Origin of the sequence: Mesobacillus stamsii (genome assembly GCF_030814065.1) — a bacterium.
Classification (GTDB): domain Bacteria; phylum Bacillota; class Bacilli; order Bacillales; family Cytobacillaceae; genus Mesobacillus; species Mesobacillus stamsii.
Map to the genome: position 1 here is coordinate 1 of NZ_JAUSUN010000015.1, position 22689 is coordinate 22689.

The 22689-nt window shown below is 43.9% G+C and carries 20 protein-coding genes and 2 pseudogenes; 10 read left to right on the forward strand and 12 right to left on the reverse strand.

What is annotated here, in order from left to right:
• Window positions 1-304 precede the first annotated feature (304 nt).
• From gntK to J2S25_RS12380, 3 genes are all read right to left on the reverse strand, one after another.
• On the reverse strand, window positions 305-1840 hold the full coding sequence (gntK, locus tag J2S25_RS12370; RefSeq protein WP_307192054.1) for a gluconokinase: 1536 nt from the start codon (window positions 1838-1840) through the stop codon (window positions 305-307).
• Complete coding sequence (locus tag J2S25_RS12375) at window positions 1833-2561, reverse strand: GntR family transcriptional regulator (RefSeq protein ID WP_307192055.1); 729 nt, start codon at window positions 2559-2561, stop codon at window positions 1833-1835. Before J2S25_RS12375 ends, gntK begins: the two co-directional genes overlap by 8 nt.
• 1061 nt (window positions 2562-3622) lie before the next feature.
• Window positions 3623-4318: a nuclease-related domain-containing protein gene (locus J2S25_RS12380; RefSeq protein WP_307192056.1), complete on the reverse strand. Its 696-nt coding sequence runs from the start codon at window positions 4316-4318 to the stop codon at window positions 3623-3625.
• 280 nt (window positions 4319-4598) lie between these two features.
• Between J2S25_RS12380 and J2S25_RS12385 the strand changes: the two genes are divergently transcribed.
• The 5 genes and pseudogenes from J2S25_RS12385 to J2S25_RS12410 all read left to right on the forward strand — a co-directional run bounded on the left by J2S25_RS12385 (window position 4599) and on the right by J2S25_RS12410 (window position 9093).
• The gene (locus J2S25_RS12385) at window positions 4599-6326 is read left to right on the forward strand and encodes a methyl-accepting chemotaxis protein (protein WP_307192057.1); all 1728 of its coding nucleotides are present in this window, start codon (window positions 4599-4601) and stop codon (window positions 6324-6326) included.
• Window positions 6327-6468: 142 nt separating this feature from the next.
• A complete protein-coding gene (gene ymaG, locus J2S25_RS12390) occupies window positions 6469-6672 on the forward strand; it encodes an inner spore coat protein YmaG (RefSeq protein WP_084221889.1) in 204 nt (67 codons plus the stop codon).
• 71 nt (window positions 6673-6743) lie between these two features.
• On the forward strand, window positions 6744-6983 hold the full coding sequence (locus J2S25_RS12395) for a hypothetical protein (protein ID WP_044395712.1): 240 nt from the start codon (window positions 6744-6746) through the stop codon (window positions 6981-6983).
• Between the two features lie 52 nt (window positions 6984-7035).
• A pseudogene (locus J2S25_RS12405) lies at window positions 7036-8057 on the forward strand (ADP-ribosylglycohydrolase family protein).
• A gap of 397 nt (window positions 8058-8454) precedes the next feature.
• Window positions 8455-9093 carry a 2OG-Fe(II) oxygenase gene (locus J2S25_RS12410; protein WP_307192099.1) on the forward strand — a complete coding sequence of 213 codons (639 nt, stop codon included), beginning with the start codon at window positions 8455-8457 and terminating at the stop codon, window positions 9091-9093.
• 88 nt (window positions 9094-9181) lie between these two features.
• Here J2S25_RS12410 and J2S25_RS12415 read toward each other — a convergent pair whose 3' ends face one another.
• The 5 genes from J2S25_RS12415 to J2S25_RS12435 all read right to left on the reverse strand — a co-directional run bounded on the left by J2S25_RS12415 (window position 9182) and on the right by J2S25_RS12435 (window position 14341).
• Window positions 9182-10543 carry an APC family permease gene (locus J2S25_RS12415; RefSeq protein ID WP_044395714.1) on the reverse strand — a complete coding sequence of 454 codons (1362 nt, stop codon included), beginning with the start codon at window positions 10541-10543 and terminating at the stop codon, window positions 9182-9184.
• A 3-nt stretch (window positions 10544-10546) separates the two neighbouring features.
• On the reverse strand, window positions 10547-11464 hold the full coding sequence (locus J2S25_RS12420) for an acetamidase/formamidase family protein (protein WP_044395716.1): 918 nt from the start codon (window positions 11462-11464) through the stop codon (window positions 10547-10549).
• 104 nt (window positions 11465-11568) lie between these two features.
• The gene (locus tag J2S25_RS12425) at window positions 11569-12894 is read right to left on the reverse strand and encodes a hypothetical protein (protein WP_044395718.1); all 1326 of its coding nucleotides are present in this window, start codon (window positions 12892-12894) and stop codon (window positions 11569-11571) included.
• Window positions 12894-13592 (reverse strand): response regulator transcription factor, encoded by a 699-nt coding sequence (locus J2S25_RS12430; protein ID WP_044395720.1) that lies wholly within the window; start codon window positions 13590-13592, stop codon window positions 12894-12896. The genes J2S25_RS12425 and J2S25_RS12430 overlap by 1 nt, the downstream gene beginning before the upstream one ends.
• Window positions 13589-14341 carry a sensor histidine kinase gene (locus tag J2S25_RS12435; protein ID WP_307192058.1) on the reverse strand — a complete coding sequence of 251 codons (753 nt, stop codon included), beginning with the start codon at window positions 14339-14341 and terminating at the stop codon, window positions 13589-13591. Before J2S25_RS12435 ends, J2S25_RS12430 begins: the two co-directional genes overlap by 4 nt.
• Window positions 14342-14547: 206 nt before the next feature.
• Between J2S25_RS12435 and J2S25_RS12440 the strand changes: the two genes are divergently transcribed.
• Window positions 14548-15525 (forward strand): bifunctional NUDIX hydrolase family protein/GNAT family N-acetyltransferase, encoded by a 978-nt coding sequence (locus J2S25_RS12440; RefSeq protein ID WP_052807081.1) that lies wholly within the window; start codon window positions 14548-14550, stop codon window positions 15523-15525.
• 55 nt (window positions 15526-15580) lie between these two features.
• Here J2S25_RS12440 and J2S25_RS12445 read toward each other — a convergent pair whose 3' ends face one another.
• On the reverse strand, window positions 15581-17074 hold the full coding sequence (locus J2S25_RS12445; RefSeq protein ID WP_044395724.1) for a peptide MFS transporter: 1494 nt from the start codon (window positions 17072-17074) through the stop codon (window positions 15581-15583).
• Between the two features lie 255 nt (window positions 17075-17329).
• Between J2S25_RS12445 and J2S25_RS12450 the strand changes: the two genes are divergently transcribed.
• A complete protein-coding gene (locus J2S25_RS12450; protein ID WP_044395726.1) occupies window positions 17330-17935 on the forward strand; it encodes a carboxymuconolactone decarboxylase family protein in 606 nt (201 codons plus the stop codon).
• Between the two features lie 51 nt (window positions 17936-17986).
• Here the strand turns inward: J2S25_RS12450 and J2S25_RS12455 are convergent, their stop codons facing one another.
• The gene (locus J2S25_RS12455) at window positions 17987-18400 is read right to left on the reverse strand and encodes a glycerol-3-phosphate dehydrogenase C-terminal domain-containing protein (protein WP_307192059.1); all 414 of its coding nucleotides are present in this window, start codon (window positions 18398-18400) and stop codon (window positions 17987-17989) included.
• A 26-nt stretch (window positions 18401-18426) separates the two neighbouring features.
• Between J2S25_RS12455 and J2S25_RS12460 the strand changes: the two genes are divergently transcribed.
• From J2S25_RS12460 to J2S25_RS12470, 3 genes are all read left to right on the forward strand, one after another.
• Entirely contained in the window at window positions 18427-18918 is a 492-nt protein-coding gene (locus tag J2S25_RS12460; protein WP_307192060.1) for a P-loop NTPase family protein, read from the forward strand.
• 46 nt (window positions 18919-18964) lie between these two features.
• Window positions 18965-19141, forward strand: a complete 177-nt coding sequence (locus J2S25_RS12465; RefSeq protein WP_157841637.1) for a P-loop NTPase family protein — start codon at window positions 18965-18967, stop codon at window positions 19139-19141.
• A gap of 788 nt (window positions 19142-19929) precedes the next feature.
• Window positions 19930-21429, forward strand: a complete 1500-nt coding sequence (locus tag J2S25_RS12470; protein WP_044395705.1) for an amidase — start codon at window positions 19930-19932, stop codon at window positions 21427-21429.
• A 73-nt stretch (window positions 21430-21502) separates the two neighbouring features.
• On the opposite strand, the pseudogene J2S25_RS12475 reads toward J2S25_RS12470, so the two are convergent.
• Window positions 21503-21995, reverse strand: a pseudogene (locus J2S25_RS12475) (hypothetical protein).
• A 110-nt stretch (window positions 21996-22105) separates the two neighbouring features.
• Entirely contained in the window at window positions 22106-22564 is a 459-nt protein-coding gene (locus J2S25_RS12480; RefSeq protein ID WP_307192061.1) for a hypothetical protein, read from the reverse strand.
• Window positions 22565-22689 lie beyond the last annotated feature (125 nt).

Consider the following 22689-nt stretch of genomic DNA (forward strand, 5'->3'; position numbering starts at 1 on the left):
AACATCAAAAAGGAAGGATTAAGATTATTAGCGTTATCATAGAAACAAAAACTCTTGGAACAAGAGGGTTAGCTCGGTCAGTTTTCGTTGGCTAGGAAAAGCAACGATAAGTCGAGAAGCCCCCACTTCAAGCGACCTGTAAGGGTGGTAAGTGGTGGGAGTAGTTCACTCCCATGATTAATAATAGTAATGCTAAGATACCAATTGCTACAATTACCAATGGCATTGTAATTCCCCCTAAGATGTCTAATTGTTTTTTTTATGAATGAAGCGTTAACAATTTTGTGCGGGGATCAGATCCCCCTTATTTAATCAAGCTTCGTTGATAATTAGCAATTTTTGAATAATCATCCTCCAAAGCTCGCGATAAGCTGATAAAAATCGGTACAAGCTGCCTGTATTCCTTTGCGGCATCTTCATCTGGTGTATGCTTGTGAGTGCTGCCAATCATTTCAGAAGCAACTTCAAAGGAATCGATTTTTCCAGTGGCATAAAGCCCGAGGATGCAGGCGCCAAGGCAGGAGCTCTCATAGCTTTCAGGCACGACCACCTCAAGATCGAATATGTCGGACATCATCTGGCGCCATAGATCCGATCGTGCGAAGCCGCCGGTAGCCTGGATTCTTGTTACTGGAGTCTCCATTGCTTCAGTAAGTGCCAAGAAGACTGTGTAAAGGTTAAAAATAACCCCCTCTAATGCTGCACGGATCATATGCTCTTTTTTATGGGACATCGTTAGTCCAAAGAATGATCCGCGGACATCCGGATTCCATAGAGGAGCTCGCTCACCTGCGAGGTATGGATGGAACAGCAACCCTTCTGAACCAGGTCTTACACGTTCTGCGATTTTCGTTAACACATTGTAAGGGTCGATTCCTAAGCGTTTTGCCGTCTCCACTTCGGATGCAGCAAATTCATCTCTAATCCAGCGAAGAACCATCCCGCCATTATTGACCGGTCCTCCGATCACCCAGTGATTTTCCGTTAATGCGTAACAGAAAATCCTCCCTTTTTCATCGGTTTGCGGCTGATCGATAATCGTGCGGATCGCACCGCTTGTTCCGATTGTCACTGCGATTTCTCCCTTGCCAATCGCATTTACGCCGAGGTTAGAAAGAACACCGTCACTCGCGCCGATCACGAAAGGAGTTTGCGGGTTGATCCCGAGTTGCTTGGCGATCTCTGGATTTATACCTGTAAAGATCTTTGTTGTTGAGACAAGCTCCGATAATTGATTTTTATTGATTCCCGCAATTTGAAGCGCCTCTTCATCCCAATCAAGCTTTTGAAAATTCATCATCCCCATTGCAGATGCAAGCGAATGGTCAACGACGTATTCATCAAAGAACTTTTTAAAAATGAATTCCTTGATGCCAATGTATTTTTTCGCTTTTGCGGCGATTTCAGGACGCTCGTTCACAAGCCAGGTGATCTTGCTTAACGGCGACATTGGATGGATCGGAGTTCCCGTCCGCTTGTAGATTTCATGCCCATTCAGCTCCGCTTTGATTTTGTGCGCCCGTGCTTCACTGCGGTTATCCGCCCATGTGATGCATGGTGTTAGTGGCTCGTCGTTTTCATCGATCGCAATTACACCGTGCATCGCGCTGCTGAAGGAAATGAACGCTAGCTTTTTTTGCTGATGGGGTTTCATAATTTTTGTGATCACAGTCAGGACTGCCATGTAAATCTCTACTGGGTCCTGTTCGGCTGTGGAAATATCCGGCGTGTGAAGCGGATAGCCGACATTCTCCTGCTGAATGACCTCGCCTTTTTCACTGAAAAGGACGGCCTTGGTGCTTGTCGTGCCGATATCGACTCCCAACATATATTCACTCATTTTTTTCAACTCCCTTGGAAAGCGTTTGCTGCGATATCCAAAGGTCATCTACTTTACCTTGAACATCATCAAAATTTTGGTGTAAGGATTTAATCATAAGCTCGCGATTCTTTGTTTTGATAGCTTCAATATAAAGTTCGTGATTCTCGAGAATGCGTTCGAAATCCTCGTATTTTTCGTTAATCCTTGTGCGCATGGATAAAAGAATGAACGCTTCCATTACCGGTTTCGTGTTATCCCAAATCATTTTGATATAGGAATGGTCAATGGTGCGGATAATGGTTTCGTGGAAGAGCACGTCCTGAAGACTGAATTCATCTGCATCCATGTACTTAATGGCAATTTTCATCATTTCGAGAATTTTGCTCAGCTCAGTGACGAGATTTTTTGTATCTATTTTTATCAGCCGTTCAAAAACAAATGATTCAATCAATAAGCGGACGTCATAAATCTCTTCCACATCCTTTTCGGTTAAACCGATGACGACCGCGCCCATTCTCTCCAGACGAATCAGGTTTTCTGCGGCAAGAATTTTCAGCGCTTCACGAATGGGTGAACGGCTGACCCCAAAGTCCGCAGCCAACTTGTTTTCCGAAAGAGTGGCACCGCTTTCAATCTTCCCTGAAATAATCTGCATTCGCAGCTCACTTGCAACACGATCGCCGGTTGACGCCTTCGAAAGCCATTTTTGAGGATAAAGAAATTCATTGTTTTCGTTCATTTCCTCACCTTCCTGGTTAATCAAGTATACTTGTATACAAGTATTATAATATGAATCCGAAAAAATGCAAGCGTTTTCTATTATGATTATTTTGCCAAATTGTTCTGGTTTCATTTTGGTTGAGAGAACAAGGTTGACGAAAGTGCATCACATGAGCCATTTGATCAAGAAATGGAGGGTTTACGGTCACATAAAAGGGAAACATCTGCCCGTGAAAGAGCGGATGCGAGGATGACGGGCACATAAAAGGGAGACATCTGCCCGTGAAAGAGCGGATGCGAAGATGACGGGCACATAAAAGGAAAACATCTGCCCGTGAAAGAGCGGATGCGAAGATGACGGGCACATAAAAGGAAAACATGTGCCCGTGAAAGAGCGGATGCGAGGATGACGGGCACATAAAAGGGAGACATGTGCCCGTGAAAGAGCGGATGCGAGGACGACGGGTGCATAAAAGGGGAACATCTGCCCGTGAAAGAGCGGATGCGAGGATGACGGGTACATAAAAGGGAAACATGTTCCCGTGAAAGAGCGGATGCGAGGATGACGGGTACATAAAAGGGAAACATCTGCCCGTGAAAGAGCGGATGCGAGGATGACGGGAACATAAAAGGGAAACATCTGCCCGTGAAAGAGCGGATGCGAGGATGACGGGCACATAAAAGGGAGACATGTTCCCGTGAAAGAGTGGATGCGAGGATGACGGGTACATAAAAGGGAAACATCTGCCCGTGAAAGAGCGGATGCGAGGATTACGGGTACATAAAAGGGAGACGGGTATCCATCAAAATAGTATTCGCGCTATGGAAAGCTCCTTTAAGAGAAAAACAAGGAAAGAGGAGACCTCTTTCCTTATTCGTAAAATGTAGATCTACACTCTCCTTGGACTAAAAAGTTTTGCTTTAAGACTCTTCTAATAGTTTTTATCGGAAGAACACCATCTTCCCACTCAAAAATAACAGATGTGGTTACTTTTTGACCCGGAAAGAGTAAGCGATAGTTTTTTATGGTACGCAAGACGGCGGCATCAATGGACTCCTTTGCACCGCAATGACTACATTTTAAGTTATATCGATCAAAACCCTCCAAAAAACCCCACACCCTTCACAAATAACCCCTTTCCTCAAACTATCCAATTCATACCCTGGCACTCTGGTAAACGGTGATTTCTTAATATGCAATGACAATAGGGCCTCTGCCAGTTTGGTCTGTTTGTCTGTTAGTTTAGAAGAGGTTCTGTTCATCTTATCCATAAATCGGTTCAATTGGGTTGGCAAAACAATGGGTGATTTTACTGGTGCTTGCAGAAGGGTGAATTCTGGGTTGATGAACACGAGGTTTGGTTCTAGAGAGACGTATAATCCTGGATTCTTCAGCAGTTGTTTCAGCAGGGATTCTGCACGGCTTAGCTGGTGGAGGGGATTTTTGATTTCAGCACCAGCGGCGGTTTTAAATTTGTCTCCATCCAAATAGTAGTCTCCTTCCAGGTTTTTCACTTCGAAAAGGTGCAGGCGGTCCTGGGTGATCACCAGCGAGTCGATTTGAAAATGGGTGCCATTCAATTCAAGCAACAGGTCGTTAATGATGAGGCTTTCCGGAGTATAATTCGTGAACCAATGGTCGAATTGCACTTCGCCTTCATAGCCCTTCTCCAGGGTGTACAAGTTAATTGTTGCTGTCTCTCCCAGCTCCATTCGGGGCTTTAACGCCAGCAAAATTTCTAACTCTTCTGGTTTGGTGCGTTCTTTTAGTATCATTTTCCACTTCCTTTCTTCCTTCATTTTAAAAGAATTCGAAGTGAAAATCAGTGAACATTCTGAGACATTTATGAAACTGCTAATTTCATAGATAGAAGGTATTATCCATAGATATCGACTTGACGATCGTTGGCGAGGTCACAAGGGAAAGATACTTTGCTTCCATTTGGTAGCAGAAGGACCTTTCTTTTATTTAATCGCTGAGATTCTAAAGTTTTCGTCAATCAAACCGAAATAATCAGTAGGAAAAGAAATGGTTATTGGACAGGAGAGCGGAAAAATGGGATTTAGAAAGAAATTCATGAAAAAAACACAGAAAAAGTTCAGCGTTCGTGCCAAATTATTGGCAGGTTTTTTCTCAGTATTGGCTTTGCTGGTAGTAGTAGCAATTATTACGAATTTTGAATTTAATAAGATGGATAGCCAGTACTCATCGTCTATTGATGATCGAATGGAAAAGCTGAATTTGATTGTCGAAATGAAGGATGCAGTCATGTGGGAGCAGCTCTCGCTCCAAAAATACATGGCAAACCGTGATGGGGAGAGTCTCATTGAATTTGAAGGAGCAGTAGAAGATTTTGCTAACGGATCACAGAAATATTTGAGCACGACTGACTCGACTGAAGGGAAGAAAGTGGGTGAGAATCTGATCGAGGTTGAGGCGCAATATTATAAAGTTGCTTCAGAAGTTTTTACGTTAATTCGAGATGACCAACTGGATGAGGCACGGCTTATAATGCAGCAACAAGGGAATCAACTGATTTTTGCTTTGAATTCCGCTGTCGAAGATGCGATTAAGTATCAGCAAGATGAAATGGATACAACAAGTGCGATGCTCTCCGATAATGTACGCAAGATTGGTTTGCTGATCATTGCGATAAGTGCCGCAGCCTTTATTATCGGAATTGGAATTGCTTCCTATATTAGTAGAATAGTCTCAAAGCCTGTTCAGCTTGTTTCTCAAGCAGCAAAGCAACTAGCTGCCGGTAATCTGGCCATTGAAAAAATCAATGTGAAGAATAATGATGAAATTGGGCAGTTGGCAACTGATTTTAATGAAATGGCATCGAGTTTAAGAGCGATCATTTTTCAGGTCAGCACTACATCGGAGCAGATTGCCGCTTCAGCAGAAGAAATGATGGCTAGTGCTGATCAGACAAATTCTGCCACGAATCAAGTGGCTACAGCCATTCAGGAAGTCGCTGGCGGTGCTGAACTTCAAAGCAAGAATACGGAGGAAAGCGCGAAGGCAGTCGGAGAGATGTCCAGTGCGATTCAGCGTGTGGCAGTAACGACATCCACGGTTGCAGAGTCTGCGGTAGATACGACAAAACAGGCAATGCTTGGTCATAATTCGTTAGAAAAAGTCATTGAAAAAATGAAAACGATCAACCAAACAACAAGAGAAACCAATACGGTCATCAAAGATTTGGACCGCAAATCCGCTGAAATCGGCAATATCATCGATGTCATCACCGGAATTGCCGATCAAACCAATTTGCTTGCGCTTAATGCCGCCATTGAAGCAGCAAGGGCAGGCGAGCACGGTAAAGGGTTCGCGGTGGTGGCAGATGAAGTTCGAAAGTTGGCTGAGCTTTCAAGACAGTCTGCCAGCCAAATTTCCAGCCTAATTGAAGTCATCCAAAAAGAAACACACCAGGTCGTCGAAATGATGAACAAAGGGGCAACCGAAATTTCCGAGGGTACATCATTGGTAGAGGGGACAGGCAAGACATTTGATGAGATTTTAAAGTCGATTGAGAATGTCAGCTCGGAAATTCAAGAGGTCTCGGCCATTTCCGAAGAAATGTCAGCAAACGTCATGCAGGTGAATAGTTCCATTGAAGAGGTAACAAGAATCGCTCGCAGCTCCGTCGCAAGCACGGCAGAAATCGCCTCAGCCACCGAAGAGCAGCTGGCTTCCATGGAAGAAGTTTCCTCATCCTCCGCTTCCCTTTCAAAGCTGGCTGATAGCCTAAGAGAAATGGTTGCAAAGTTTAGGGTTTAAATATGTTTTGAACAGGAGCATGGGATTCCATGCTCCTGTTTGTTGGAATCTGCCTCCCTGGCATGTGTATTCGCCCAAGCCAAAACCGTGATAAATGCATATAAAGGTAGTGGATACAAAATAGAAAAGGGAGGTAAGCCGTATGCACGCATACAGACATCCTTATCGAATGCAGGACCAGAGGTGGGGCTTTGGATTACCATTTTTAGGTGGCTTGGCTGGTGGATTATTGGGCGGAGCCTTGTTCTACCCACGGCCATTTTATGGTGGTTTTGGTGGTTATGGATACCCGCCATACCCGCCATATCCAATGTACCCATGCTGCCGGCCTGGATTTTATTACTAAAAAATAACCGAAAGGGAGCAAGCCGCCTGGCCAGCCCCCTTTTCATATAGGTAAAATTCAAGGATTGTTCAGTGGTAACTGACCACTATTCAGGTGAGACATATACTGCGACAGCTGGAAAAGTAACATTAGCGATCCCTGCGAAAGCTGATGGCGGTATCGTTTTACTGACAGTCGACAGTGGTAAATTTACAAGCGTAAGAGCTGCCAATCGTAGTCCGTTCATCTTTGGCATAAACTTCGGAGTTATCGCTGCGGAAGGAGTGGATGACGATGGATGGTGTCCCGGTTTGTTAAAAATAAAGGATTAGGCCGATATGGTGAATAATACTATTAATAAATTTCAATTCCAAAGGAGTCCCTATGTCTAAAAAAGATTTGTTCATAGCGTCCTTGGTTGGCGGTGCGATTGGAGATGCTCTAGGTTACACGGTAGAGTTTATGAAGCTTGAAGAAATTTAAAGCAAGATTTGGCGAGGAAGGGATCACCGATTTAGAGCCGGATCGTTACACTGGGAAGGCTTTGTTTTCCGATGATACCCGATGACGCTGTTCACGGCTGATGGCCTGATCTGGGCATATGACCGCATGAGAGAACGCGGGATTGGGAGCTTTGCGGGAAGCGGAACCTATCAATCTTATCTTCGCTGGCTTTATACCCAGACAAAGAGCCTACTTGATCCCCAGCCCCATGAGGTTGGCAGCAGCATTTTACAATATAAAGAATTGTACTCAGCAAGAGCCCCAGGAAACACATGCCTGTCGGCGCTTGAAAGCAATAAAAAGGGAACGATCGAAAAGCCGATCAACAATAGCAAGGGCTGTGGCGGAGTCATGCGGTTGGCGCCGGTTGGCTTATTTTACATAAAGACCCTGAGCAAGCTTTCAGAGTTGCTGCGGAAATCGCCGCGATCACCCATGGCCATCCGTCAGGGTATCCGTCAGCTGGATCACTGGCTGTGATCATTGCAGAACTGCTCAATGGCAAAAGCTTATCCGAAAGCACCGAGGATGCCATTGCCATTTTGAAAAGCTACAAACACCATGAAGAGACATTGAAGTCGATAGAGGCTGCAGTTGAACTTTCGCGGAGTGACATAAATCCTGCAAAGGCGATTTCTCATCTTGGCGAAGGCTGGGTTGCCGAGGAAGCACTTGCGATTGCATTGTACTGCACTTTGAAAGAAAATGATTTTCGGAAGGCATTGATCCTGTCAGTGAATCATGATGGGGACAGTGACTCGACCGGTTCGATCTGCGGGAACATCATCGGTGCCTTCCAAGGTCTCGATGCATTACCTGGAGATTGGGTGAATCAAGTCGAGCTAAAAAAATTGATTGTCGATATGGCTGGCAAATTATATGATATATATGAAACGGTATAGGTTAAGGTAGAATACTGGGGTTCTCTTTGTTTTTTAACCTGGAAAGACAGGGGAGCTATATGGAGTAGGAAAACATATTATCAGCTGAAGGGTGAGCGCGCTATTTGCATCTTTAACTATGGTAATCGCTCCATTCACATCACAGGCGTATGGGTGATCATTGTGTAAACGCGCCGCCGAAATCATGCGCCGTTTTTTTGATTCGAATCAGGTCCTTATTTCTGAAAAAAAAGATAGTTCCTGCGTTGTAAAATAAATTGAAAAATTAAATAGATTTTGTCATCCATTTTGAATTACAGGTAGAAACAAAGGACATAAAGAATGAATGATGCTTTCGTTTATATATCAATCTAATTTTTGGAAAATTCTATGATTAAGAGGTTGATGAAAGTTGATAATGGATGATGTTGATGTAACGGTAAAAGAAACTACGATATTTCCCCATATCGGAAACAAAATCAAAACCGATGATCGGGAAATCAACATAATTGCTAGAATGGAAGAACCGTTAATCGTCATTTTGGGAAATGTCCTGAGTGACGAAGAATGTGATGAGCTGATCAAGCTGTCAAAGGATAAGCTACAGCGCTCGAAAATCGGCAACATCCGTGAGGTCGATGAACTCAGGACGAGCAGCAGTACATTTATTGGAGCTGAAACTGAAGTAGTCGCCAAAGTAGAAAAAAGGGTTTCTCAGCTGATGGGCATTCCCAATGAACATGGAGAAGGACTGCAAATCTTGAATTATAAAATCGGTCAGGAATACAAAGCACATTTTGACTTTTTTTCGTCAAAGGTAAGTAACCCAAGAATCAGCACACTCGTCATGTATTTGAATGATGTTGAACAAGGCGGAGAAACCTACTTCCCGAAACTCAACTTCGCGGTATCCCCGCAAAAAGGCATGGCCGTTTATTTCGAATATTTTTATGACAATCAAGACTTGAACAACTTGACCCTTCACAGCGGAGCCCCAGTTGTCTTCGGCGACAAATGGGCAGCAACACAGTGGATGAGAAGGAAAATTATGAAATAGAGTAGGAGCATGATGCAGACCTGCTTCTTTTTAATAGGTAGGGACATTAAAAAAAGCCTGCAGACCTATTCTGCAGGCTTCCTCACTATTAATCCAAATCGAGCGAGGTATCCTTTTTAAATACTTTCAGCAAAATCAGATACACAATGCCAATTCCGAGCCAGATAAAGCCTAGCTGTTTGGAAAGAGGATCAAGTGATATCCAAACATAACCGATGATAAGGAAACCGATTAATGGCAGCACGAGATGTTTGAAATACTGTTTGCTCTTTTGCTTCTTGATAAAATAAATTATAACCGATGCATGAAGGAACAAGAAAGCTGATAATGCACCGAAGTTGACGACTGATGCCAATGCTCCAATCTGGGAAGCGAAGAAACTAGTCACAATCAACGAAATAACCGCAACAAGCAGGGTACTTACGTATGGAGTTTTGAACTTAGGGTGTACCTTTGCCAGAATCTTTGGAAGCTTGCGGTCACGCGCCATGCTGTACAGGATCCGTGAAATGGCGGCCTGGGCAACAAGTGCGTCGGCAATACCCCAGGCTACTGCAGTGGCGATGATGGTCATCCATTTTAGCCATGGGCCTCCTGCAATCTCGGCAATTTGGTAGAATGCTACATCCGCATTTTCAAATGACGTATAGTCAGGCCAAATTAATGCGGCCACCCAGGTTTGGATGATGAACAAGACACCAACTATAAGCAAAGAGAAGATAATGGCGTTTCCGATTGCTTTGCTGCCGCCTTTCGATTCTTCAGCCAAAGTAGAAATGGCATCGAAGCCGAGGAAGCTAAGTACTGCAATTGAAACAGCTCCCATGATCATTCCCATGCTGAAATTATCAGAGTCATATAAAGGTTTCCAAGTGAATTCAGCACCGTTGACACCCTTGATGACCGCAAAAATTCCGACAGCCACGAAAATTACTAATACAATCATTTCCGCGACAACGATGATCTTATTTGCCTTCGCAGTAAACTCAATTCCAAGCACGTTGACGACGGTGTTGATCGTTATGAAAATTACCAGCCAGACAATCAATGGAATACTTGGGACGATATCGTGCAAGGCTGCTGCACTTACTAAATAAAGAAGTGCAGGGACAAAGATGTAATCAAGCAAGATCAGCCAGCCAGCAATAAATCCTACTGAATCATTAATGCCGCGCTGAGCATAGGCATATACCGACCCTGCTATCGGAAAGGCTTCAGACATTCTCGCATAGCTTAGCGCAGTAAAAATCATTCCGACCATTCCGATGAGATAGGCCAGGGCGACCATACCATTTGATCCTTGGGCTACTGCTCCATATATCCCGAACGGAGCTATCGGTACCATGAACACCAAGCCATAAATCAATAAGTCCCAGAACGTCAGAGATCTTTTTAACTCCTGTTTATATCCCATATTTGTCTGTTTTTGAGATGTTTGCAATTCAGCCATCGATTATTTCACCTCTTTCTGGAATAATTTAATATCGTAGGCTTCAAGGATGGACCTTGGTACAAAGAACCTGGCTGTTTTTAACGGGTCTACTATCTGGCTGATCTGGGCTTGGCCAGCTGCACTCATCAGCATGGTGAACTCAGCCAGTGACAGATCTGTCTGCGGCTGGAGCAAATCGATCATTTCTTCAACAGCCACATTGGCCGCTTCGTCTAAAAGCTCTTTTGACACAAGAGTAGCTATCCCATCATCATTTTCCAAAATAGGATAATGGATGCTGTGCCCTTTTATGACTTCAAGTGTGACCTTAACTTTTGCGGGGATTTCGATGCCAGAGACGCTGATTTCTCCATCACCCATTGCTGCATGGAGATCACCCAGCGCAAAAAGTGCACCTTTCTGGAATACAGGGAAGTAAAGGGTTGCTCCTGTAGTAATCAGTTTTGTATCCATATTCCCGCCGTGGGCTCCAGGTGTTCCGTTGTTGACCGCTTCTCCTTCTGGAGCAACTCCGATTACTCCAATCATTGGGTTCAGCGGCAGTGCGATTTTTTTATTAAAAATTGCTTTGTCCTCCTTAACAGGGATGATTTTCACTTCGAATTTCTCTATACGGTGGCCCATGACACCTAGTTCTGGTCCCACGACCATCACGCCCTGATCTCCAAGCTGGATATCGTCAATGGTCACTTTTAAAATATCTCCAGGCTGTGCTTCCTCGACATAAACTGGTCCTGTCGCAGGATTGATTTGGTTCCAGTCAATTGCATTGAAAGTAGCTATTTCTGATTGAATTTGATCCTGAAAGCAGTCGAATGTATCAATTTCGACCCGAGAACCAGACTTCACGGTGAGTGCAGGCTTATTGTTCTTGTCCATGGCATAAATGTAAGATTCGGTCGTTAACTGGATTGTCATGGTAATACCTCCTGAATTTTATTTTTAATTTTTCTGAATACTTAAAATTCTAAACCTTTTAAAGAGGGATTGTTTGCAAAAATTCAATCTGTTTTTGCAAGATTTTAATTAAATTTGGATCCAATCATGTGCACAACAAAAGTAAGGACAGCAGCAGCGGGAGCAACCAGCCATATCTCATTGATCATACTACTGATTGGGAATCCAGCCATACTCATCATTCCGACCGTCAAAGCAAAGTGCCTTCGAGAGAAACGTTTTTGCACCAGTACATAAAAAAATGGGACAGCTGCTGAAGAGAAGAACGAGACAAAGTAAGGAAGCCATTCTGTAAAGGATGCCGAAAGATTGATGCCAGCCATTCCAATGAAAAACATCAAAATCAAGCCAAATAAATAGGTCTGTTTCAGGGTGTGATGGGATGATCGCTGAGTTTGCATCGCAGCAAGGATGCGCAGATATAGGGCGAGCATGGAATATAGGGAATGCCCTATACCTACTGCGAGCATGGAGATGCTAGCATAGATGAAAATATGTGACATGATGCTGTTCGATTGGGTGACCGCCTCCATCAATTGTAAAGCTGAGAATGTATCAGTATGCGCAATCAAGTAGATTGAAAACCCCGTAAAGGATAGCAATAAGGCTGCCCATGAAAATGATGAATATTTTAAAGCTGATATGCGGTGATTCGGTCTTATGGCTTGAACTGATTCCCAAAAGTAATAGCTGGTGAAGATTTGGCCAGACATTACGAGAATAAACGTCAGGAAGTAAAGGATGTTCGCACCGAGGCTTCCGTTGAATATACCATCGTACGTTTTAACGATCTGCTGATAAACACCCCCGGTCCCAGTCTGTAAATAAAGGGTCAGGACAGTGAAAGAGCTGACGAATAATATTCCCATCAGAAGCAGGCTTCCAACTCTATTTACGCCTTCTCTTCCACCTAGACCAAACAAAACATAACTAAAAGTGAGCAACAAAAATACGCCCAGTATGGCAGGTTGATGAAAAAAGGCCTTGAATAACATGGCCATTAATGCAGTCTGGATCAGGATGCTCCCGATACTGGAAATACCGAAGATCAAAAAAGTAATGACATTTTCTTTACCTCCAGTAATTTGATCTGGGAGGATGTTAGCGATTCGTTCCTGGCTGTTAATCATATTTCTCAAAATAGAGTACATGATTAATGGAGTTACTATGAAAATGAAGAAGCTGGATGCCCCTCCTTTTAAGGTAAAGAAAAATGGGAGGAGGAAGGTTGGTCCAGTCATATATGGAATAACCAGGGAAAATGTCCCGCCGCTCAACCCAACTTCCTTTTTATTCGTATATTCATATACACTGCGATGGCTCCCGATTTTATCTATGAAAAGAATGACAAGGGTAAAGGCAATAAATAAGAGTATGTACCAATCGACCATCAGTGATTCTCCTTGAATTGACTGGGAGTAATTCCTTCAATTTTCTTGAACAAGTTGCTGAAATGATGCTGACTCGAAAAGCCAATTTGCTCAGCAATTTGGAACAGGGACCAATCAGGGTTTTCAATCATCAGCTGTTTGGCTTTCTGAATCCTAAAATGATTGATATAGTCAGTAAATTTTATGCCGACTACTTCGGTGAACTTTTTACTTAAGTAAGTAGGTGTAACATATACTTTCCGTGATAGGTCGGACAGCTGCAACTTTTGGTTGTACTCTTCATGGACAATCTCCAGGACATTGTTAATGAGGACGGATTTAGTTTGCGTGAACGCATTTTTTTGCAAGAAATCCTCAATCATATTGAAAAGCTCTTTTTCAATGACCGGTTTAACAAGATAATCCAGCACATTGAGGCGGATCGCCTGCTTGGCATAGCTAAAGTCCTGATAAGCTGTGATAAGGACAACTTCCGTATCGATATCATTTGTCCTCAAGTATTCACAAAAGGCGAGCCCGGTATCTCCGGGCAACTGGATATCGACAAAAGCGAGTGGGAACGAGTGGGTTTTTACTAATTGTTTGGCTTCAACAGCATCCTCGGCAGTGTATATGTTCCAGTTTGGATAGTGTTTTTTCACCAAATAAGAGAGCTGTTCAAGTTCCAATGGTTCATCATCGACTATTAATAGATTCATTGTGACTCCCCCGGTGTATATGGCCAAATAGCTTTGACTTCAGTCCATTCTGGTTTTCGTTTCATCGAAACCTCAGTATGCAATTCGAATAGCAATTCCATTCGTTTTCGGATATTCTCCATTCCTGTACCGTCCCCTTCCGTCAGATATTTATTGGCCTCAGTCTCCCCATTGTCCATTACCTTCAAGACGACCCAGTTTCCTTTCCGTTGGAGGTCGATCTGGAGTTTCTTTTCTCCGCGTTTATTTTCAAGGCCGTGTTTAAAGGCATTTTCGACGAATGTCTGTAGGGTATAGGGAGGAAGAAGTGTTTGGGCTGCGTGTCCATCAATGGCGATGTCAATTTCAAGTTTTTTTCCAAATCGCAGCTGTTGAATGGCCAAATAGTTTTTGGTATGCTCCAGTTCCTTTTCAAAAGGAACCAGCGATTCCTTGTCTTTATTTTGATACCTTAGAAACAGCGAGAACTTCTCCATTGATTGAATGAGATCCTCATTTTTGTTCAGCCTGGCCAGGGACATCATCGCATTCAAACTGTTAAATAGGAAATGCGGCCGTATTTGTTGGCTGAGCTGCAAATATTCCATTTGATGAAGCTGCGTTTCCAGCTGGATCTGCATATTTTCCATTTGCAGATAATCAAACTCTTTCTCAAGCAACTTGAGAATACTGAGAATGACCAATGCGATGATTGGGATCAAAAGACTCAGGAAGATTATGATTGAGAAAAGAGCAGAAGCACTTATCATAATTGATCAGTCCTTTAAGTGTTGACTATTTTTCTATCTATCTTACTCTTTTTTGGTAACGTGGTACACCCTTTGAAAGATACGGGACGATATAAAAAACGCAATCTGAAGATCCTTTGTAATAAGGAACAGATTTACTAAATGTTCTATTAAAAGATCGTAAGAAAGTTGTATAATGGGAAAATCAGTAAAGTGAGGTGGCATCCATGGAACTATGGAATATATACGATCAATTCAGGCATATGACGGATCGCATCCATGAAAGAGGGAAGGAGATGATGCCGGGGGATTATCATCTGGTTGTCCATGTGTGGATCGTGAATGATGATGGCCAATATTTGATACAAAGGAGACAGCCATGGAAAATTGGCTTTCCAAATATGTGGGACTGTTCTGCTGCGGGGTCGGCAATCATGGGCGATGATAGTGAGCAGGCCGCCATTCGCGAGGCAAAGGAAGAAATCGGAATCGAGCTGGACATGGAAAGAGCGGAACGATTATTTACCGTCAAGTTTCCAGAAGGTTTCGATGATATTTGGCTTGTCAGGCAAAATATCACCATGGAGGAGCTGCATCTTCAGGAAGAGGAAGTGGTGGATGCAAGATGGGCAAGTGAAGAGGAGATAAAGGAAATGGTGAAAAACGGTGAGTTTATCCCGTTTACCTATTTCGACCTGTTATTCGAAATGGTCCATTCAAACATCTCCCTAAAACCAGCTACCGTTAAGGATGCGGAGGAGCTTTTAACCATGCAAATGGAAGTTTTCATGCCTCTTTATAAAAAATACAAGGACCATGAGACAAGTCCTGTCACGCAAACAATGGAGAGATTCACAGAAAGATTTGAACAAGGGGTTTACTATAAAATATGCTTTGAAGGCACTCTAGCCGGAAGCGTCCATGTTCACGAAAAGTCCTCTGGGTTAATGAGGCTTCGTATCATGAATATTTTAGAAAGCTATCAGAACAGGGGCATTGCTCAACAGGTGATGAAACGCCTTGAGCTTATGCACCCGGAAGCGGATGCTTGGGAGCTGGATACCATCCTCACGGAAGAACGGAACTGTTATTTATATGAAAAAATAGGGTACAGGCAAACCGGAGAATTCAAGGAAATCAACGAGAATATGAGCATCATCCGTTACCGGAAAGAATCGAACTTGCATAAAATCATAAGTATGTAAATTTGGCATCAAAAAAAGACGGCTCTCCTTATGTGGAGTAAGCCGTCTTTTGTTCTTACTTAATTCCCTTCATGTATCCCTGAATTTTAGGCGATGTGATGAATAGGATGATACCTAGTAGGATGGATGCTCCACCGATTGTACCGAAATAGGTCATTTCTGTGTCTGGTGAGTAAAATTTAACGATTTGTGCATTGATTGCTTGTGCTGCGGCACTTGCAAGGAACCAAAGGCTCATTGTTTGTGCGGAGAATGCAGCCGGCGCCAGTTTGGTTGTTGCTGACAGACCAACTGGGGAAATCAGCAATTCACCGAAAACAACAATCAGGTAGCTAAGCACGAGCCATAATGGGCTAACAAGTGCATCTGTGCCTGTGAAGTATCCAGGTATCAGGATGACCAGGAATGAAAGCCCGGCAAAAATCAATGAGAACGAGAATTTCTTTGGAATGGATGGCTGGCGATCCCCAAGCTTCACCCAGAATCCAGCGAAAATCGGTGCAAAGATAATAATGAATAATGGGTTCAGCGACTGGAACCAGGCTGGAGAGATGGTCATTCCAGCAAATTCTAGTTGGGTACGCTTGTCCGCGTAATTCGCAAGGATGGTTGAACCTTGCTCCTGAATTGCCCAGAACATAACAGCCGCCAGGAACAACGGAATGTAAGCAAGAACACGTGAGCGTTCCACTTCCGTTGTTTTTGGACTGCGGTACATAACGACAAAGTAAGCAGTCGGAATTAAGATACCAAGAATCGTTACCAGATTAATAAAGCTTTCGAATGTTAAAAGTCCAGCAGGAACCAAAATAGCACTTAAAATACCGATGGCCACGATTGCGATCCCAAAAACCGTGAATGTTTTCTTTTTTTCAGACGGTGAAAGCGGGTTTGGCACAGCAGTACCAGCAAGACCAAGATTCTTTTTCTTTGTCAAAACAAAAACAACTAGTCCGACAAACATTCCGATCGCGGCAATTGCAAAGCCGAAATGGAAGTTATAAGCGTCAGAGACTGCTCCAACGATCAGTGGCGCAAGGAATGCACCAGCGTTGATTCCCATGTAGAAAATCGTGAAACCAGCGTCACGACGAGCGTCTGATTCGCTGTACATTTCACCAACAACCGTTGATACATTTGGCTTCAAAAGACCGGTACCGATGACGATTAGGATCATCGATAGGAAGAACATCGCGATAGTTCCTGGAATGGCAAGCGCGATATGTCCTAACATGATTAGGATTCCACCGTAGAAGACGGCTCTGGCTGTACCGAAGATGCGGTCTGCCAGCCAGCCACCGATGACCCCTGACATATAAACGAGTGAGCCATAAATGGACATGATGGAAAGTGCTAAAGTCTCATCAATACCGAGGCCGCCCCTTGAAACTTCATAGTACATGTAGAATACAAGGATCGCTCTCATTCCATAGTAAGAAAAACGCTCCCAAAATTCTGTGAAGAAAAGTGTGAACAGTCCTTTTGGATGTCCGAAGAATCCAGTTTGCGGGACACTATCCACAATTTTCTGCCTATTATGATTTGACATGGTTACCCCTCCCTGTTTATCTATACTAGAATACTTTCTGTATTGGATATTGTCAAAAACAAATTTAGGATAGAATCGGATAAAGTATTGATATATAAGGGTTTCGTGTCATTTTTTAATAGAAGAAAATAGATTTAAAATTATTCGAATATTATTAAAAAAACAATAATCAGAATACTGACAGTTACTTTTCCCTTTTTATAAGAAAGGCAAACCGGTATAATGGTAAAAAGCTTGTAAAATAGGGGTGGGCGTATGGAACAGGAATTGTATAAAAAAATATATAGTGTAAAAGAAGGGTATCATTCCCTTCATAAAGGATTGCGAACGGCGAAATATTTGTCTAAGGCAAAAAGAAACGGGCTTCTGTCCAATCATTTTATTGAACGAATCATGCTTTCAGTGACAGAGGTGAATGGGTGCCAGGTATGTTCCTATGCGCATACAAAAATTGCCTTGGAACAAGGAATGAGCAGGGAAGAAATAAAGTTGATGTTATCTGGAACAGCGGAGAACATTCCAGAGGCGGAAATGCCGGCAATCCTATTTGCGCAGCACTATGCTGATACAAGAGGAAATCCAACGGAAGCATCCTGGGGGAGGATTGTAGACATTTATGGACAAGAGAAGGCAATGGGCATATTAGCTGCTATCCGAATGATTATGATTGGAAATGTTTTTGGAATTCCTTTGAGTGGCCTAAGGACGCGACTGAAAGGGAAGCCAAGCGGAAAAACCACTCTAGTTTATGAACTTTCGATGATCCTCAGCTTTCCTTTTCTTTTTCCAGCCGCGTTGTTACATGGAGTGGTAGGGAAAATAGGCCAGAAGCCGGTAATTGAATTCTCGTACAATGGATAAGAAGTTTTTAAAAAGAGCCCTGATCCTTAACGTGGATCAGGGCTCGACAGATTATTTTACCGAAGTGACTGCTTCGGCCAGGGCTGCATCCAATTGCAAAGCATAGGCTTCGGTTTGGTTTTCCTCCCAGCTAAACTGGTTGCTCATGTAGGTCAGTACATTTTCCTTGTATTGTCTCACGGAGTCGATATCGAATAAAATCGCACCAGTTCGCCTGTTGAAAAAGTCGATCGGTGTTGCCACGGCCTCGTATTGGATACCATAGATCAGTTTTGCGAATAACTCCAGTGGCAATCCATATTTGTTCGCTTCGTCATTGTGTGCTGAAGCTAGCTGGAATACAGTTGGAGTGTTGGAGCCATATTGGTAAACTAGACGCCGTGCTTCTTCTTTCGTGAACCCTGCCTGAATCCCGCTTTCAAGCAGACTTTCCACAAAGGAATCAAGATTAGCGGAACCGCCCACATCTCCACCAGAAATCGGCAAATTCTTTGTCTGACAGCCAGGGAAGCTCGATCATCCTGCATTATGAGGGGGTTGCTTATTTTACAGAAGAAGAATTTGAAGAACTTCTTAAAGAGAGTAGCATTCTCAGCAAGGTTTTTCGCGATGAGGTAACCATAAAGAGGGGGCGCCTCCTGCTGCCATATATGAAAATCAAAAATGAATTAGGTGACGGTTTTCCAGATGCACTGTTCGCGGCTATTTCCAAGAAAGATGTATATGAACTTCCAATGGAAGAAAATATCGCAGTCATTTCGGAAAGCTGGGAAGAGTTTGCAAAACAAGCATCTGCGGAAGAAAAAGTCTATATTTTTGAATGCTGTTTTATCCAAAACCCTGTGACCATGGGCATGGTCAAGTATGGAGCTTCCGATGAAGTAACCATTGATTGTGTCAAAAAACTCGCTCAGGCAGTTGATTCCCTGAATCCTCTGCTAGTTAGAGAGCTCTTTTCGCAAGGCAGTAAGCGGAAGGTCTGAGTTTAATGGATTTGTTCATTACTATACATCACAAGGATTCGGGCTCGTGAATGGTTTGAGTGGGCTGGAAGGCACGATAGATGCCCTTAAAGCAAGACAGGAATTTGAGAATAGGATTCTTGAAAACCTGCACATGCCAATGTACATCCTGAATAATTCCGAATTCGATCTTGATAAGCATCGGGATAACTTGAAAGAAGTACTTGAGGTTGACCAAATCTAACAGGAGCCTGATCTAACTATTGGATCAGGCTCTTTGGCGACCGTATTGGAGTTACATAAACCTAGAAAATGGATAACAGGGTCCTCAATAGAGCGAATTGATGCCCGGGAAATCCAAAATACGGAAAAACAGGTAACCAATAGGGCCTATCGGTGCTCGAAAAATCCAGAAACAGGGAAATTGTGTCACCATTAGAGCATATTGGTATCATAAAAATCCAGAAACTGGATAATAAGGTCACCAATAGAGCGTATTGGAACACATAAAATCCAGTATCTGGATAAATTGGTCACCAATGAGACGTATTGGTGCCCGAAAAATCCAGAAACAGGGAAATTGTGTCACCAATAGAGCGTATTGGAGCACAGAAAATCCAGTATCTGGATAAATAGGTCACCAATGAGACGTATTGGTGCCTGAAAAATCCAGAAACAGGGAAAGTGTGTCACCAATAGAGCGTATTGGAGCACATAAAATCCAATATCTGGATAAATGGGTCACCAATGAGACGTATTGGTGCCCGAAAAATCCAGAAACAGGGAAAGTGTGTCACCAATAGAGCATATTGGTATCACGGAAATCCAGAAACTGGATAATAAGGTCACCAATAGAGCGTATTGGAGCACATAAAATCCAGTATCTGGATAAATGGGTCACCAATAAAGCGTATTGCTAACAGAAAACTCTAGATTACGAGAAAACAGGTTACCAATAAATCACGCATAACAAAAGAGGGATTTTAATATTTTTAGAGAAAGTAGATAAAAAAATAGACGGTGGTGAGGGCGATGGAGGGTTTCAAGTACAAGGACTATGATGGGCTTGGTTTAGCGGATTTGGTAAAAAAGAAGGAAGTTCAGCCTCTTGAACTGGTTGAGGAAGCAATCCGGTTAACGGATTCATTGAACCCGAAAATGAATGCCGTGATCAATAAGATGTACGAGCAGGCGCGGAATTCTGCGGGGCAGAAACTGACAGGCGCTTTTGCAGGTGTACCGATGTTTCTCAAGGATATCTCGCAGGAGATAGCAGGAGAACCAATCACAGCAGGTTCCGGGGCATTTTTAAAATACCGGGCAAAGGAAGATTCCGAGTATGCTAGACGCCTGCGCCAGGCTGGTGTGGTTTTTCTCGGCCAGACGAATGTACCTGAATTCGCATTGGTCGCGGTGACGGAACCTGCCCATTATGGCCCGACTCGAAATCCGTGGAATCTTGATCACACTCCTGGAGGGTCAAGTGGAGGTTCAGCAGCAGCGGTTGCTTCCGGATTGGTTCCGATTGCAGGCGCCAATGATGGCGGAGGATCGATTCGAATCCCGGCTGCTTATTGCGGATTATTCGGACTGAAGCCGACCCGCGGCCGGACCCCTGTTGGGCCGAATTACGGACGGGCATGGCAGGGGGCTTCGGTGGAACATGTACTCACCCGTTCAGTCAGGGACAGTGCGGCCATGCTTGATGCACTTCATGGACATGAAAAAGCCGGTGCATTTTCTGCTCCTCCTTTTGAGGGAAGCTATCTTTCGGCGGCAGGCACTCCTCTCGGAAAAAAGCGCAGGGTTGCTTTTTCAGTAAAATCGCCAATTGGGACGGAGGTTGACGCTGATTGTCGGGAGGCTGTCCTCAAAACGGTGTTGCTGCTCGAATCAATGGGTCACCAGATAGAAGAGGTGGAATCGCCGGTTGACGGCCATAAAATCGCGACAAGCTATTTGACCATGTACTTCGGGGAGACGGCTGCTCTTTTAAAATCATTAGGAGAAGTACTTGAGCGAAAAGCGACAGCAGCAGATGTCGAGCCAACGACCTGGCTGCTTGGCCTGCTTGGAAAGGCAACTTCTGCAGAGGAATTCGTTTTAAGTTTAAGAGAATGGGACAGGGCAGCTCTGTCGATGGAAACCTTCCATGAAACCTATGACTTTTACATTACACCGACTACTGCACATCCGCCAGCAAAAATCGGAGAGCTCGAGCCGTCATCATCTGAAAAGTTCCTGATCAGTACGGTGGGCAAGCTAGGACTCGGCGGTGTTTTGAAAAAGGCGGGAATCGTCGATCAAATTGTCCAAAAGAATCTGGCACGAACGCCATTCACCCAGCTCGCCAATCTTACCGGACAGCCAGCGATGTCACTTCCATTGCACCTGACAAAAGACTGCCTGCCAGTCGGAGTGCAGGTGATGGCAGCGAGGGGAAGAGAGGATTTGCTTTTCCAGCTTGCAGGGGAGCTGGAGCAATCAGAAATGTGGCAGGATGTCAGAAAAAATGCATTATGGGATTGTTAATCAAACGTTTGATTAAATAGGCTGAAACCATTGATAATACTGAAAAAAGGAGGCAACCACACGGCTGCCTCTTTTAACATAAAACAATGATCCTATCTGGTGTGGTTTGCGCCGGAATGCTGAAAGTGGAGGGGGCCGTAAACCACGATCAGGTTGCTGTTTGCGGAACTCTTTATAAACCTCTGGCCATTTTCCAATAAAATCGGTGTCCCGGGGGCCAAATTAAGCTTGAGCATGCCATCGCTGCTGATCAGCTGCCTGTTGAAAAAATCAACTTTCACATTCTGCCCGGTGGTTTCTTTTCCCATGACAAGTGCCCGGTATTATGGCGGATAAATCATTGGTACTGGCACATCGGCGTCATAATACCCTGTCACCTGGTCACTGATACCGACCATCGCCTGATCGACGAAGTAAGTCCTTGGTTCGATCACAAACTTCACTTGCCTCCCTGTTCCATCGATGACAGACATCAATCGATAACATCCTGCGTTTTCGCCGGATGGCGTAATCGAAAAATCATTGAGCATACTGACTGTTCCGCTGAAAGGCTGGTATTTACCAATCCACTCATCGCACTCATGCCTATAGTCTATTCTGCAAGCCCAAAACAGTGCTTGTTACTGTGCTGTATAAAAGGGTAAACAGCCATTAAAAAGGAATGGTAACATGCCTTTCAATTATGAGCTCGATTTTGACAACATTGATTTCCGTTAGGAGGCAGAACTGTATCGTGTGAGGAGAGGGGAGCAGGGGGTTCTGCTGGTAGAGGTAAAGCCCTAACAATAAACCCGGAAATATAGATTGCAAGACTGTTCCTTTCATGGACAGTGCCGTATGTCCTAGTTACGGGAATTGCATTTCTGCTCGCATTGAAAACAAAGGCGATATCAGCCAGAGCTACGTTTATCAGGATATGGCTCGCAGTCTCGTCTGCCGGTTTCAGAATGCCAGGCTTATCCGAAATGGTCAGCAAGATCGGTGTCTTGCCGGCGACAGGTCTGATTCTCGCAGGAGTACTGGTGTGGGTCATTAATATCGCAAGTATCAGACGAGGCAGATGGACGGAATCCAGCTGCAGATCATTTCGGAGGAAATACCTGCGGCTAATGTCGTGAATGTTTGGAGTCGCCATAGCAGGAGTTTTGCTGGTGCTGTCGATGATTTTGGCGAGGATTTTAATCGAGAAGAAACAAATTGCGCAATTTTCAGGTGTTGAACAACTAGATGATGCTTTGTCGGCGTGCATTTTCACTGTAT